The organism is Pseudomonas sp. NPDC088890, assembly GCF_044900155.1.
GTDB classification, from domain to species: Bacteria; Pseudomonadota; Gammaproteobacteria; order Pseudomonadales; family Pseudomonadaceae; genus Aquipseudomonas; species Aquipseudomonas urmiensis.
Window position 1 is genome coordinate 260,703 of record NZ_JBJDNG010000001.1, and the last position, 13,245, is coordinate 273,947.

A 13,245-nucleotide genomic window follows, 5' to 3' on the forward strand; every position below is an offset into this window, starting at 1 on the left:
GAACATTCAGCTGGAAGATTGCTGTTGGCACTGCCAGCCCTATCGCGGGGCAAGCCCGCTCCCACGCCTGCGCCCTGTTGAAGATAGGCCGGCGTGGGAGCGGGCTTGCCCCGCGATAGGGCCGGTACTGCCAACCAAAACCTCAAAGCCTCGCCTTGCCAGGAGTCACCATGGACCCCCGCTTGAACGCCTTCCTCGAACGTGCCGAATCCGTCCTCGCCCGTCTCGAGCCGCTGCTGCCGGTGCCGCGCCCGCAGATCGACTGGAATACTACCCTGGCCGCGCGCTGGCAGCGCGATGGCCGCAGCGGCTACTTGATGCCGCTGCACGTCAGCCTGGATATCCGCCTGAGCGACCTGATCGGCGTCGACAAGCAACGCGATCAGCTAGGCCGCAACACCCATCAGTTCATCAACGGCCTGCCGGCCAACCACGCGTTGCTGTGGGGTTCGCGTGGCACAGGCAAGTCATCGCTGGTGCGCGCCTTGCTGGCCGAGCACGCCGGTGCCGGGCTGCGCTTGATCGAGATCGAACGCGATCACCTGGCCGACTTGCCGCGGGTAGTCGAGCAGCTGCAAAAGCTTGAGCAGCGCTTCATTCTGTTCTGCGATGACCTCTCGTTCGAAGCCGGGGAGGGCGACTACCGGGTACTCAAGAGCGTGCTCGATGGCTCGCTGGAGCAGGCGCCGGACAACGTCTTGCTGTACGCCACCTCCAACCGTCGCCACCTGGTGCCGGAGAAGCAGAGCGACAACGAAAACTGGAAGATGGTCGACGGTGAGCTGCATCCCAATGAAGCGGTAGAAGACAAGATCGCGTTGTCCGACCGCTTCGGCCTGTGGCTGTCGTTCTACCCCTTCTCCCAAGAACACTTCCTCAACGTGGTCGAACACTGGATCGGCCAGTTGGCCAGCGCCGCCGGGCTCGACTGGCAGCGTGACGAGGCCCTGGAAATACTCGCCGTGCGCTGGGCAACCGGGCGCGGTAACCGAAATGGCCGTTGTGCCTATCAGTTCGCCCGCTACTGGGTCGGGCTGCAATTGCTGGAGCAGAAATAAATGATCGACCTCAATGCCAGTGGCGCAGGCCTAAACGGCTATGACTTGCTGGCTGCGCAAGTGCAGGCACTGTTCGCCGACGAGCGCGACTTCATCGCCAATGCCGCGCAGTTCTCGGCCTTTCTCTATAGCCAGTTGGATGACCTGAACTGGGCCGGCTTGTATATCAATCGCAACGAGGAGCTGGTGCTCGGCCCGTTCCAGGGGCAAGTGGCCTGCGTGCGCATTCCGTTCAGCAAGGGTGTGTGCGGGGCAGCGGCGGCGACCCGGCAGACTCAGCGGGTGGACGATGTGCATGCCTTCCCTGGGCATATCGCCTGTGACAGTGCGTCCAACAGCGAATTGGTGATTCCGTTGGTCAAAGAGGGCAGGCTGATTGGGGTGCTCGATCTGGATAGCCCGAAGCTGGCGCGGTTCAGTGAGGCCGACCAGCAAGGGTTGGAACAGTTGGCGGCGATCTTTCTTCAACTGACCGACTGCTGAGCATGACAAAGGGGCCTGACAAGGCCCCTTTTTTTGATCAATCGTAGATGACCTTTTTCTTCCAGGTCTCATCTTCGTCAGTCTTGAGCCCCGCCGTCAGTTCATTCTGATCATTCTCCGCCGGCTCCATCTGATCGAGCACCATCGCGTTGGCCCGTGCCAGCAGCTTCTCCAGATAGGTCAGCTGCTCTTCATACTGTTTCGGCTCAGGCTGCTTGCGCAGATACTGCACCCCCCGCTCGAATGCTAACCGCGCATGCCCTGGCTGATTCTGCTGCAGCGCCTGCTGCCCCAGGTTGTTGAAGAACTCGATATGCAGCAACACCAGGATATGGCGGATTTCCTTGACCCAGTACTTGCCCTCATTGGTTGCCAGGAAGCCTTCCTGGGTGGCGCGCACGATCTGGTTATGCAGCGCTTCGAGCAAGAAGCGCACATCCTTGGCCTTGACCTCGGTTTGAATCGGGCTGGGTGGATTGTTCACGGGCAGCTTGTCGCCCTGGGCAACCAAACCTTCAAGTTCAGCCAGGCGGCCTTTGAGGTCACCGTTGTGCTTGTCCACCGCCAACTGACGTTGGGTGACGTTCAGTTCCAGGCGAGTCATCAGCAGCTTGAGGGCAGGGGTCATCAGCTGGCCGGGGAAGGTTTCGTTGATTTCCCCGCAGCGGCGCGCGCGTTCGGCCAGTTCGATCTTCAGCCGGGCACGTTCAAGCTTATTGTTCTCGACCACATTATTGAGGTAGCCGATCACGATCAGTAACGCGATACCGGCCACGATGAGCAGGGTGATCAGAAGTGGTGTCACCGTTAACGCCTCATGAAGAAGTTTTGCATCATTGAGTGTAGTGAGTTCGCCAACAGGCGAACAGTGCAGCCTGGCGGACTGAACCGCGCCGCTTCCTTCGCAGCAATCCTGTGGGAGCGGGCTTGCCCGCGAAGAGGCCGGTGCAGTTGGCGCTTTCTATATGTCGGCCCACTTCTCGATTTCTCGAGGTAGTGGCAATATGCTGCGAGCTTGCCGGGCCATCGTCAGAAAATCAACGCCAATAGCCAGACACATCCTGCGCGTAGCGCTGACAACCAGGGAAGTCATTGATTTAAATAAATTTATACAAAGGGGTTGACGGCTTTCCATCGCGTCCCTAGAATGCGCGCCACTTGCAGCGTAAAGCACACAGCGATACGCCGCAGGGAGTGAAAGCAGGCAGTAATGCCAGCAGCGTGTCCCCTTCGTCTAGTGGCCTAGGACACCGCCCTTTCACGGCGGTAACAGGGGTTCGAGTCCCCTAGGGGACGCCATTGCGGGAATAGCTCAGTTGGTAGAGCACGACCTTGCCAAGGTCGGGGTCGCGAGTTCGAGTCTCGTTTCCCGCTCCAGTTTTCAGGGTTTTGCCTTCGGGCAGGGCTCGAAAAAGAAATCCAGGTCTTGTACCTGGTGCGCTGAAAAGCGCTGGGTATGTCCCCTTCGTCTAGTGGCCTAGGACACCGCCCTTTCACGGCGGTAACAGGGGTTCGAGTCCCCTAGGGGACGCCATTTGCGGGAATAGCTCAGTTGGTAGAGCACGACCTTGCCAAGGTCGGGGTCGCGAGTTCGAGTCTCGTTTCCCGCTCCAGTTTAAAAGCTGTGGCGTTCATTGACGGTACAGGGGGGTGAAGGGCGCAATGCTGCTTCACGCCATAGCAGTAAAGCTTCACATTGCGGGAATAGCTCAGTTGGTAGAGCACGACCTTGCCAAGGTCGGGGTCGCGAGTTCGAGTCTCGTTTCCCGCTCCAAATTAAAAGCGCCACTTCGTTTGAAGTGGCGTTTTTTTATTTATGCAATTGAATAGCGCCTAAACGCATGAACATCGCTGCTCCCTTGAGTTGGCATGGAGTTGCTTCTGGCGCGGATGCTGCTAGAAAGGGCGGGCGAGGATGCTTTCAAAGCTTTCTGAGCCATCATGGCGGCTTTAGTTGCTTTTGCTGTTGCGAGAGTTAATGACAAATCTAAGGCTGCAGTACCCAGTGATACGTAATCTAGAATGTCTGCAGCGTGCATCATTCCCTCGTCATTCTTTGCAAAACCCACAGCGCTGACTGCAGTGCTAGCGATGGTCAAGCTGGTGGATACTACGTTCATCAGTGTCATGACAGACACCAGGCCGGTAAAATAAACACCGATGCCGAGGCTGACCACTGACAAAATGACCGATGCGATACCCACGCCAATTATTTTCTGAAGAATACCCTGCTTCGCCTTTTGCATTTCTTCTTCCGCACGTTTCACAGCGGCTTCATATTCATATCGGCGGTAGCGATAGTAACGCTCACTCTCAGTCTCATAAACAGAGGTCAGTGCGATACCTTGGGCGCCAGCGTTGTATGCGATCCTCTCATATGCCCTGGTTAACGCGATACCTTGGGCGAAGTGCCCCGTCGGATCGCGGAACGCAATGGGGTTTCCTTGGGCGTAACCGTAGTCATTTATGCCACCCTTGCCGAAAGGGCTGAGCGAGTCGGGGCTATGGAAGCGCATGAGGGTCGGATTGTAGGTACGATAGCCGCTGCCCAGCAGATACCAGCCGGTGGCAGGGTCGATGAGTTCTCCATTGAAGCCCAACAGGCTTGACCACTGCTCAGCATCTGACGAAAGCGCTCCATAGGACGAGTAGCTGGCATCGTGCCGAGTAGCATCCGTAGCTTCAGTAATGATGCTGCCATTGGCATTGCAGTGCAGTAACAGGGGGGATTCCGAGCTTGCTGGACCTTGCTGAGCCAGGGGCATGTCCAGGGCATGCAGCCACTGTATTTTATGGGCGCCACGAATAGCGAAACGCAGGCGATTTTCTTCGAATATCAGACGCGTTTCTTCGCCTTCGGCGCCACGTTTGGTGTACAGCAGTTGCCCGAGTGCATCATACCGGTAAGTGCTGTGTGGTGGCTGATCGGTGTTCCCGTTGGTGACTTGCAGCAGGTGCCCAATTGCGTCGTATGCCAGCAGTCGACCCTGTTCATCTTGCTCTAAGTGGCCGTCCGGGGTGTAGCGTAATGGGGGTATAGGGTTTTTACGGGCGGGATGATGGATAATTGATTCCAGTTGGGTAGGGTTGCTCACATTTGCAATGTGCTCAGTGAGCTCATCTTCGCCGTTGTCGAAATCATTGCGATAACAAATAATATTATCGAAAGCATCGAAGATAAAACTTTGCTTTATGATGTTCCGCCCCAGTGTGTCTTTCGGCAGAAGGGAGCCTCTGTACTCATGGGTCGATAACCGTTTGTGGGTGTCGTAACCAAACGATTCACCGAGTAGCAATGAAGTACCCTCCTTGAGTTCTCGTCGTCGAAGCAAATCGTCAAGGCCCCAGGTTTGAGTCAGCGTTCGTATGGTTTGGTTGTCCAGCGTTAGCGTGCGAAGAACTTCGCGGTCATGCTCGTCATACTCGATGGTGGTCTTGTTGAGCGGCCCGGCCTTTGCGGTATTTTTTAGCTCGAACGAGTCTGGGCGCCCCAGCGAGTCGTAACCGATCTCAACGGTGAGCGGCGTCTGCTCGATGCGGGTGACTCGCCCTTTCTCGTCATAGTGCCAGCGTGTGGGGGCAAAGTCGGTTGCTGCTTCACTGAGCACGAGTCCTCTAAGGGAGTGGCGTTTCTCGCTATTGAAAACGGCCTTGTCCTTTTCTTCCCAGGTCTCGCTCTTCTGTCGGTTGTTCCAGTCGTAACCGAAGCGTCTTACGCCGTGTTGGTTGGTGGCGCTCAGCAGATTCGCGCTGACTTTATCGAAAGTCAACTCACTCTGAAATTCTGCTTTGGCTTCGCCCATCAGCGTGGTGTTGAGGGGGAGGTCAGTAAGCGTGGGCAGGTAGTCGAACTTCAGTGTTCTTTCAGCGGCGGTAATCCGATGCTTGGGCAGGCGCTTGCCTTCATCATAATCAAGTTTCTGCGTGCGTGTACCTGTCGTGATCTGCGTAACACGGTCAACTCCATCATAGGTTTTGCTGCCCAACTCAATGAGCGGATCGGGTTGCCCCGCAGTGCCGGCGTAGGTGATTTGGACTTTGGTGGGCAGATCCTCGCTGCTGTGCATCGCGTAGGCACGCTTGACCTTGGCGTTGTCCGGCAATTGGATCTGAGTGACACGCTCCCAAGGATCGTAAGTGAAGCGCGTGCTATTGCGGTGTTCATCTGTTTCTTTTACGCACTGCCCCAGCCCATTGTATTCATAGTGCTGGGTCCCTGCGCTCACACCGTGACGGTTGAGTCTTTCAATTTTATCCGGTTTGCCAAATACGTTGAACCAGGTTTTACGCCTGCTGCTGATCTGGGGCGCGACGCCCGGCGCCTGGCGCCATGTTTCCACTGTGCGGGTTTGGGCGGCATTGGCGCCCACCATGTCGTTAAGCGTGTGCTCTTGGACACCGTCTGGTTGTTCGACCCAATTCTGTTGGCCCCAGTGATCATAGGCGTAACGATGCCGGAGCGTTGGTAGTGACTTAGCCCCATCGAAATCGTATTTAAGTGTCTCTGTGACTCTGCCGAAATTGTCGTATTCGATTGTCTGGATAACGAATGATTTCTTCAGGTCTATCTCATCGATATGATCACGTTGTTCTTTTACCGGATGCCCCAGCCCGTCCAGGTGGGTCACCGTGGCTAAGCCGTGCGCAGTAATAAACGTCTGTTGTGCCCTGTCACTATCATTGGCGCACAGCGCGTAGCGGTAGTGGCGTGTTGCCGCGTGGTCAGTGCCTGGCGCTACTGCTTCTGTGCTGATGCGGCGCAAAAGATCGTATTGATAGCTGACGCGTACACCTTCCTCATCTTCGTTAAGTAATAATTCTCCAGTGAGCAGCGAGTGTTCGCTGGTCGTGGTTTTTTTGATGATGTTCGTGGCGCTGTTGTCGTGCCCGGTGACCGTCTGGGTGGTCACCAGCACCGTTTCTTTATTGTCATCGTTGGCAACGTTGGCAAAGGTCGACAGCCGAGTGGCGTAGGTGTAACTGGTCGTGGTGGCCAGGCCGTTCATGGTGAGCGTGTGCTCCTTGAAACGGCCATAGGTGAGAGGCTGCTCGATGCTCTCGAAATACCTGTACTGGGTGCTCTGCAGGGGCTGGATCACTGCCCCTTGCTCATCGATCTCATCCAGCGTCTCTACGTCTACGACATGCCAAGCGGTGGTGCTCGCATTGCCTTCATACGCCGGCAGCGTGCGGTAGCGATAACCTTGGGAGAGGATCTGTGCATCGAGCTTTTGCCCAGGCTTGGCCGGTGTCACGGCCTTGCTCTTGAGGTGGCGTACGAAGCCACTCGGATCTGGCGGGCACGCGCCTTGCTCTCCGCCAGCGGGATACCAGAGACTGGTCTCGACCACACCGCTGGGGTGCTCTTCGGTATGCAGGTTGCCGTCTTCGTGATAGGTACGCTTGAGCACCTCTGTTCGGGCAGTGTCGGTTTTAGCTTTGCGCCAGGTGGTAGTGGTGGTCAGCGGGAGCTGGCAATAGGCACGCTGGTCCTTGAAAGGCTTGCCTTCCTCATAGGCATAGCTGGTCTCCACGGTCTGGATGTGCAGGTCATCCGCAGGCCCTTGGCTGGTGATCTCTCGGGTCAGCAGGTGGAACTTGTTGAAGTGCCGCTCGATAGTGCGCAATTTTGTTTCGCCATCGGCGCTTAGCAACGCTTCAACCGAGCCATAGCGATAAGCGCTGAGGTGCTTGTACAGGATATCCAACCCCGGCGTGGGCTCGCCGAGCGCGAGGTTGGCCCCCAGGAAGTTATTGTCAGCCTGGTATCCGTCTTCTTGGGTGACCACTGTGTACTCATAGCTGACGATTTGATTGCAACTGGCGCCGGCCTTGGGCGCCTCGTCGGCGTTACCAGGCCGAACCTCATGCTTGGAAACCCTGGGCAGGGTGCCGGAGAGGTTGTTACTGCGCTTATGCCCAACCGAATCATAGGTGATGAGCTCCCAAGCACCGGTAGGGGTCCGTACCTCTGCAAGACAGTTGTAGGTATGGCTGACGATATACGTGAAGCGCCACTTGGCCTGATTGCCATCGACCGTCGGTAATTGCAGTTCAATCACCCGCCCTTGCGTATCCAATTGCATGACGAAGAGCACCTGGGTGGCGGCAGCGCCCTGGGGATTGAGGGTGATCTGCACTTGGCGCTTGCTTTCATCACGCTTGATTTCGAGCAGCGGGGCATAGACGCCTTCGACGTCACTGCCCTCGATGCTGGCCAGCCGGTCGTAGGTATCGCCATCAGACACGAAGGGCGCATAGGTGACCTTCAGCGGCCGGGTTTGCCGGGTCCAGACCTCGACAGGCAGCGCTACAGGCTTGCTGGCAGCCTGGGTTTGGAGCTTTTCGAGCAGCCCGGAGCTATGCTCGACGAGGTAGTGGGTCGATGCGCCATTGGTTATTTCGTCCATGTGGAAGCTGTCGAGCTTCTTCTCTTCCATCAGCATTTTCGCGCCGTTACGGCTGGTGACCTTGAAGCTTTCGCCGGTATGTAGAGCCACCACCTGGGTATCGGGAGTGAATTGCGACAGCTGCAGGTTCCAGCCCTTGCCGTAGCCTGTGTCTTGCTGATTGAGCGGGTTGAAGAACAGCGCCAGGGGCAGGCTTGGGCCAAGCAGGGCGTTGGCTTCGACCTGCGGCAAGGTTAGCGACACCGTGTACTGGCCAGTGCGCGGGTCGACGCCGCTTTGCAGGAAACTCATGAAGTTGAAGGCGTTGGAATGCAGGGCGGTCGTGGCGGTCATAGTTTTACCCGTCGCTTAGTGTAGTAAGCCAGGAAATGTACTAATTCACTATTTGTAAATAAAACATTGAAGGGCTTACGTTATTTTGATAAGGCCTGGGGCGACTAAACCAGGGTCGGCTGTTTTTAGATCGCCCCACTTCAGCCAGCCGGTGGTGGTGATGTGCAGGACACTTTTGAAGGTGTAGGTTGTGTCCTTGCCGGGAACGGTAAATTGTTCTGTGGCGCGCAAGTCCATAATTTTAATATAACGATCATCTTTGTCATCGACATAAACAGTTCCGTCATCATAATAAGGGTACGTTAGACGTGAGGTCGGGTCAGGCAAGGAGTCAGCTCGATAGATTCGCATGTGTGAGCCTCTAAAATATTAATGTGTCACGGTGGCGGCTTTGGTTTTTCGGGATGAAGCCAAATACTTTTGTGAACCGATTGCCGTCGTTGTCGTAAAAGTCAAGCAGGAGGTTTTTGGCGTAGCCCTCAAAAAGCAACGCGCGCTGTTCCTGGCTTAGCTTGTTTATTGCGAGGCTGGATAAGCGGTGCACAGAAATAATGACAGAATCATCGTCAGGTTTACGTTCGACTTTCAAGTTATGCAGTGAAGAAAATACCGGGATTTTTAGTAGCTCGCTGTCGAAAATGACATTGGGTTGGTCTTTTGTGAGTATAACTCCTGTTACACTGCAAACAGAATCGGCTGGTATGTCGCGTTCAAATCGAACAATGGATCTGCGTGGTTCCTGTTTCGGTGGTTCGTCCTCGTCTTTGACGGTGCAGAACTTGAAGCCGCCCTTTACCGTGATCTGGTAGTATTCGTATGTGTCGAGATTCATCTCGTAATCATAGCGAACACTGTTGTTGATAAAGCCAAATCGTAAAATTGGCTCCGTGGACATTATTAGTTGAGGCGTATTAAATGGTAATACGGCAACTTCAAATGTGTTGGTTTGTTCGGTGAAGAAGTGCCACCAGCCATACTGGTCTTGTAAGCCGGCGTATAGTTTTTTTCGCGAAGCTGGCGGTGCGAGGCTGTGCAAGTAAAAAGTGCGTGAGTCGTCGGAGGTTTTTTTGTGGTGTTCGCTCGTTCTTGGTCGGTCGCTCGCTGGATTAAAATCTGAATTTCGCGCAGTGGCCAGCGCCCAGCCTGTACTGAGTGATTCTAATATGGGGCGTGGCGTTGTGTACTCGAGAGAAGGGATGGCCTGGTGACTATAGTAGTCAAATAAAGATAATGTTTTCCATTCATCTTCAGTGACTTTTTCCTCTCCATCCATTTTGATCTGAACCTTCATGGCCAGTTGTTGAGCGCCATTACCAAACATATAGGCTCTGAGGGGGAGGGGGGCGCAAAATCTGGAAGATCAATTGTCCCGGATTGTACGGCTTCTTGTCCGAATTGGAAATCATGATGATGATGATTTAAAGTCGCTTGGCCAACAGGCGGATAAGTTACATTGTTGTGCCGAAGGTGACAAGAAACCTTCGAGCTGCCAGACGCTTTATTCGATTCATAGAGGCCGCCAGCAGTGATCGTGCCTGAGTCACAGGTCCAAACTCGCGTTGCCTCTGGAATAAACTCCGGGTCTGCCAAGAAGTGAACCTTATCGTTGAGTGAAAGGCTGGAAACCACGTCTGGTAAGATGAAAACGCCCCCACTCAGGTTGGCTTGCTGTCCAAAGCTTGGATTCATTTTAGACTCCTGCTGACTGAAAGTGGTCGCAAAATTATAAGCGTAGTTGGAAGAATTCTATTTCTTTTGTGTGTTTTATTTTTTGAGTAAACTTGGCATGTTAGGTTTAAAGTTTTCGAGATGCGCAAAAATTTTCTGAGTTGGGTGTGTCAATGGGTTTACAGGGTGTTGTATTTCGTACGCACGGCGTTAATGTGTAACATGTTGAAATCTGCATTATGTAGACTGCTGATACTGAGAAGCCCTGCTGTGAGTACGCGATGAGTGTGTATTCGGGCTGATAAGTATTCAATGACGCCAGTACTTGTTTTGAAGTTGGTAGTTCTCAGTTTAACCCAGGTAAGAGGGATCTCCATAGCTCCATTGGCTATTAATTCGATCTCACAGGACGAAGGTATATCCACAAGCCTGAAGTATTTGGCACCGTAGCGGCCGGTCCAAGACTCAATGGAATGATATGATTGGCCTGGCTTGATTTCGTAAGCCCAGGGGGATGAGATAAAGTCAGGGTCGTTCGAAAATAAGATTTTCATAGTGCGCTCTCGCCGATGACATTTCTATGGTAATTTTGTTCTTTCGGAATGAATGAAATTGTTTTTTCAAATTCGTTTCCTTGCTGATTACGAAAAGTCAAAGTCAAGCCATCACCCCAGTCAGTGAAAATGCTTTCACGAACTGGTTGTGGAATTAAATGTGCAAAAATATCATCAAAACGGTGAACCGAAATGATGATAGTTTGGTCATCTAGCGGCCCGTGGATGGGGAGTTCTAATAGACGACTGCCAAAGGCTGGGCTTAGATCAGAAGAGTAAAGGTTCTGGTCAAAAGATATATATTTTTGGTCTTTGTGTGTTACTGCGCCAGTGACTGTGCATAGCCTTTCGTAGGCATGGTCTCGCTCGAAACGTACAATGGAACAACGTCCCTTCAAGCCACTATCGCGAAGCCCTTTTACATTGCAGGTGATAAACCCTCCCGGCACGTGCACTATAAAATACTCTATGGTCGTGAGGTTGTAATCGTACTTGTATGTTTCTGTGTGTCCGACTTCGTATGGGGTAAGGGTGTAATCAAATCCTGCTATATTTTTTGAAGTGATTGTGATTTTTGGTGGGGTTGGGCGGCGTGTAATCGATATATTAATTGACTGATTAGTTATGATATGTTTCTTTCTATCGGCATCGGTCACGCACACATAAAAAACTGTTGCGCCAGTGGTCTCGGCAACTGTGCTGTGAAGGTACAAAACTCTATATGTCCAGGCGTTTGAATATTCCTCTGCGTTCATCAGGGTGGATGCGTCATGCGCCTGCTCGTAGACAGCGCTTCTGATCGGCGTACAGGCCCATTTGCCAGAGACCTCTAGAAGCGGTGGTTCATCGTCTTTGATCGGTAAAATCTCGACTTCAGTTTCTTTATCGCTGTGAAGCAGGGTGAGCGAGTCCCATTCTTCAGGTGAAACCACACCGCCCGCTCGCCAGAGTTTCACGCGTATAGCCAGTTGTTGCGCACCGTTGGCATACATGCTGCCGCGGCGCTCAGATGCGTTTGCCGAGGGGAAACCGTCAAGTGTGATTTCGTAATTTAGGGTTTGCGTATTCGCGAGGAGGTGTGCCTCGGCTGATGTATTGTGCTGGGAGGTAGGTGATACATTTTCCATGGGCGAATCCTCTGCCGAAGCGGCCTGGAGTCAATCAATCAGTTGCAAGGTCACCGATCTAAAAGGCTGAGCAGGGCCGCCGTTTTTAAATTCGAATTGGCCAGTAATCACCATATGGCTACCCCGTTGTACTTTAATGAGTTCTTCGCGCGGCAGTGTTTTGATTACGGCCTGCCGTTGGACATCCTGCGCGCTAACGGTATGTTCCAGCGTGTAATTTTTTCGCTCTTTTTCATATTTCAATGAAACATTTAAGGTGACGATCTGCCCCTGTTTCATGAATGGCCAGCGGTTGAGTTTAAGGGTGGCACCGCTCACGGCAGGCGTCAGGTTTTTCAGCGCCAATGTGCCCTCTCCATAGGTTTCGACACACTGAATCGCTGGCATTGAACTCAGTGGAACGTTGTTGAGCTTAATGTTTAGTAGCGGGGAACGTTCGTATGTGATTCCATCGCATACTTCGTAGTACCAGTTCAGCGATTCCCCGATGTAGGAAGAGAATATGGCTTCCGGAAACGGAATCACGTTGTCTTGCTCTTCGGTCGGAGGTTTCATCACCACGCTGGCGAGTAATGTGCCTTGCTCGGTACTTACGCAACCCAGGACGGTCGCATCCTGTATTTCGGCGTCTTTGGGGATCTCCAGGACAGCGGCCTGGCGTATGACAATCGCGGCGATTTCACGGTTAACAGCACCTGCCAGGACGGGAGCGGAAAGGAATCGAGATTTTTTCACAGTGAGTTCGCCTGTCTTGGAGCTGAGGGCGAATGACGTGTTTGCAACCTGGGCGCTGAGTTTAAGCTGGTGGCCAAGTAACTGCTCAAACCAGGCCTTCTCGATGGTGAAGTTTAACCGCTTGTTGGTTACATCATGGGTGTTGGCCCTGCGCCATTGTTGAGTGCTGGCAACGGTTGAATCTGCTTCGTTGAATGCCTGAATCAACAGCACCCCTTCATCATTTTCCTCAACATCATCGTAGCGAAGCGTTACTGTCGCTCCCTCGGCGCCAATCAATGCTGGATTCAGAAATCCATTTTCAGTGCCGGGGATAGTCGGTGGCTCGAGGTGGTTGTCTGACTCATGTGTTTCTAAAATATCGAAGCGTTGTTCAGAGGAGCTGAATTTTAGCTCGTTTGAGTCCTTAGCCAAAACGGTATAATTGGCCTTGATGTAGTTGTTTTTCCAGGCTGAAAATTCACTGTCGGCTAGTCTAAATTCGATGAGTGTGCCGGTTTCTTCTATCGTGATTGACCAATGTTTTGTTCTGATCGGACGGTCATCTCGGAAGCCCTGCCAGGTGAGCTTAACGATGTCGCCGAGTCCCATGCTTGAATGCGGTAATATAAACACCCTTGCAGGCTGTTGCTTCAGCTGATCTATAGCAACGACGGATTCATTTGATGGGTAAATATGCACTCGCGCTAGTTCATTATCGGTTATGCCAATGCGCTCGAGATCCGGGGGGGCAGCGAGCGGATCAGTGGATTTCATTGCCATGTCCTCGTTATTTGCGCAGTAGTGCGGTCATCGTTTACCCAACTTTTACAGCACGGGTTCACGCGATGAAACTGGCAAAAATGCTAGGTGTGGATCGATCGGGTCGTTGCTAGCG

Annotated in this window: 9 protein-coding genes and 5 tRNA genes; 7 read left to right on the top strand and 7 right to left on the bottom strand. The window is 53.3% G+C overall.

What is annotated here, in order from left to right; genetic code table 11:
- Positions 1 to 170: 170 nt before the first annotated feature.
- Both ACI2JX_RS01190 and ACI2JX_RS01195 read left to right on the top strand, forming a co-directional pair.
- Entirely contained in the window at positions 171 to 1,058 is an 888-nt protein-coding gene (locus ACI2JX_RS01190) for an ATP-binding protein (protein ID WP_264237150.1), read from the top strand.
- A complete protein-coding gene (locus tag ACI2JX_RS01195) occupies positions 1,059 to 1,541 on the top strand; it encodes a GAF domain-containing protein (protein ID WP_264237151.1) in 483 nt (160 codons plus the stop codon). It abuts the gene before it with no gap.
- 37 nt (positions 1,542 to 1,578) lie between these two features.
- Here the strand turns inward: ACI2JX_RS01195 and ACI2JX_RS01200 are convergent, their stop codons facing one another.
- Positions 1,579 to 2,346, bottom strand: coding sequence for a hypothetical protein (locus ACI2JX_RS01200; protein ID WP_186557668.1), 768 nt, complete (start codon positions 2,344 to 2,346; stop codon positions 1,579 to 1,581).
- Positions 2,347 to 2,764: 418 nt separating this feature from the next.
- Between ACI2JX_RS01200 and ACI2JX_RS01205 the strand changes: the two genes are divergently transcribed.
- The 5 genes from ACI2JX_RS01205 to ACI2JX_RS01225 all read left to right on the top strand — a co-directional run bounded on the left by ACI2JX_RS01205 (position 2,765) and on the right by ACI2JX_RS01225 (position 3,315).
- Positions 2,765 to 2,840: transfer RNA gene (locus ACI2JX_RS01205), tRNA-Glu, on the top strand.
- A gap of 2 nt (positions 2,841 to 2,842) precedes the next feature.
- Positions 2,843 to 2,918 (top strand) — tRNA-Gly (locus ACI2JX_RS01210).
- 81 nt (positions 2,919 to 2,999) lie between these two features.
- Positions 3,000 to 3,075, top strand: a tRNA-Glu gene (locus ACI2JX_RS01215).
- Positions 3,076 to 3,078: 3 nt separating this feature from the next.
- Positions 3,079 to 3,154, top strand: a tRNA-Gly gene (locus tag ACI2JX_RS01220).
- A gap of 85 nt (positions 3,155 to 3,239) precedes the next feature.
- Positions 3,240 to 3,315 (top strand) — tRNA-Gly (locus ACI2JX_RS01225).
- A gap of 40 nt (positions 3,316 to 3,355) precedes the next feature.
- On the opposite strand, the gene ACI2JX_RS01230 is transcribed toward ACI2JX_RS01225, so the two are convergent.
- From ACI2JX_RS01230 to ACI2JX_RS01255, 6 genes are all read right to left on the bottom strand, one after another.
- Positions 3,356 to 8,284, bottom strand: a complete 4,929-nt coding sequence (locus ACI2JX_RS01230) for an RHS repeat-associated core domain-containing protein (protein ID WP_404689171.1) — start codon at positions 8,282 to 8,284, stop codon at positions 3,356 to 3,358.
- 75 nt (positions 8,285 to 8,359) lie between these two features.
- A complete protein-coding gene (locus ACI2JX_RS01235; protein ID WP_404689172.1) occupies positions 8,360 to 8,611 on the bottom strand; it encodes a hypothetical protein in 252 nt (83 codons plus the stop codon).
- A gap of 34 nt (positions 8,612 to 8,645) precedes the next feature.
- Positions 8,646 to 9,575: a hypothetical protein gene (locus tag ACI2JX_RS01240; RefSeq protein WP_404689173.1), complete on the bottom strand. Its 930-nt coding sequence runs from the start codon at positions 9,573 to 9,575 to the stop codon at positions 8,646 to 8,648.
- The gene (locus ACI2JX_RS01245) at positions 9,572 to 9,973 is read right to left on the bottom strand and encodes a hypothetical protein (protein ID WP_404689174.1); all 402 of its coding nucleotides are present in this window, start codon (positions 9,971 to 9,973) and stop codon (positions 9,572 to 9,574) included. Before ACI2JX_RS01245 ends, ACI2JX_RS01240 begins: the two co-directional genes overlap by 4 nt.
- 529 nt (positions 9,974 to 10,502) lie before the next feature.
- Positions 10,503 to 11,633: a hypothetical protein gene (locus tag ACI2JX_RS01250; protein ID WP_404689175.1), complete on the bottom strand. Its 1,131-nt coding sequence runs from the start codon at positions 11,631 to 11,633 to the stop codon at positions 10,503 to 10,505.
- A gap of 30 nt (positions 11,634 to 11,663) precedes the next feature.
- Positions 11,664 to 13,124, bottom strand: a complete 1,461-nt coding sequence (locus ACI2JX_RS01255) for a hypothetical protein (RefSeq protein WP_404689176.1) — start codon at positions 13,122 to 13,124, stop codon at positions 11,664 to 11,666.
- Positions 13,125 to 13,245 lie beyond the last annotated feature (121 nt).

Coding starts and splice junctions, on each gene's coding strand:
- ACI2JX_RS01195 (WP_264237151.1), top strand. CDS start 1,059: ATGATCGACCTCAATGCCAGTGGCGCAGGCCTAAACGGCTATGACTTG.
- ACI2JX_RS01230 (WP_404689171.1), bottom strand. CDS start 8,284: ATGACCGCCACGACCGCCCTGCATTCCAACGCCTTCAACTTCATGAGT.
- ACI2JX_RS01255 (WP_404689176.1), bottom strand. CDS start 13,124: ATGAAATCCACTGATCCGCTCGCTGCCCCCCCGGATCTCGAGCGCATT.
- ACI2JX_RS01245 (WP_404689174.1), bottom strand. CDS start 9,973: ATGAATCCAAGCTTTGGACAGCAAGCCAACCTGAGTGGGGGCGTTTTC.
- ACI2JX_RS01250 (WP_404689175.1), bottom strand. CDS start 11,633: ATGGAAAATGTATCACCTACCTCCCAGCACAATACATCAGCCGAGGCA.
- ACI2JX_RS01240 (WP_404689173.1), bottom strand. CDS start 9,575: ATGAAGGTTCAGATCAAAATGGATGGAGAGGAAAAAGTCACTGAAGAT.
- ACI2JX_RS01190 (WP_264237150.1), top strand. CDS start 171: ATGGACCCCCGCTTGAACGCCTTCCTCGAACGTGCCGAATCCGTCCTC.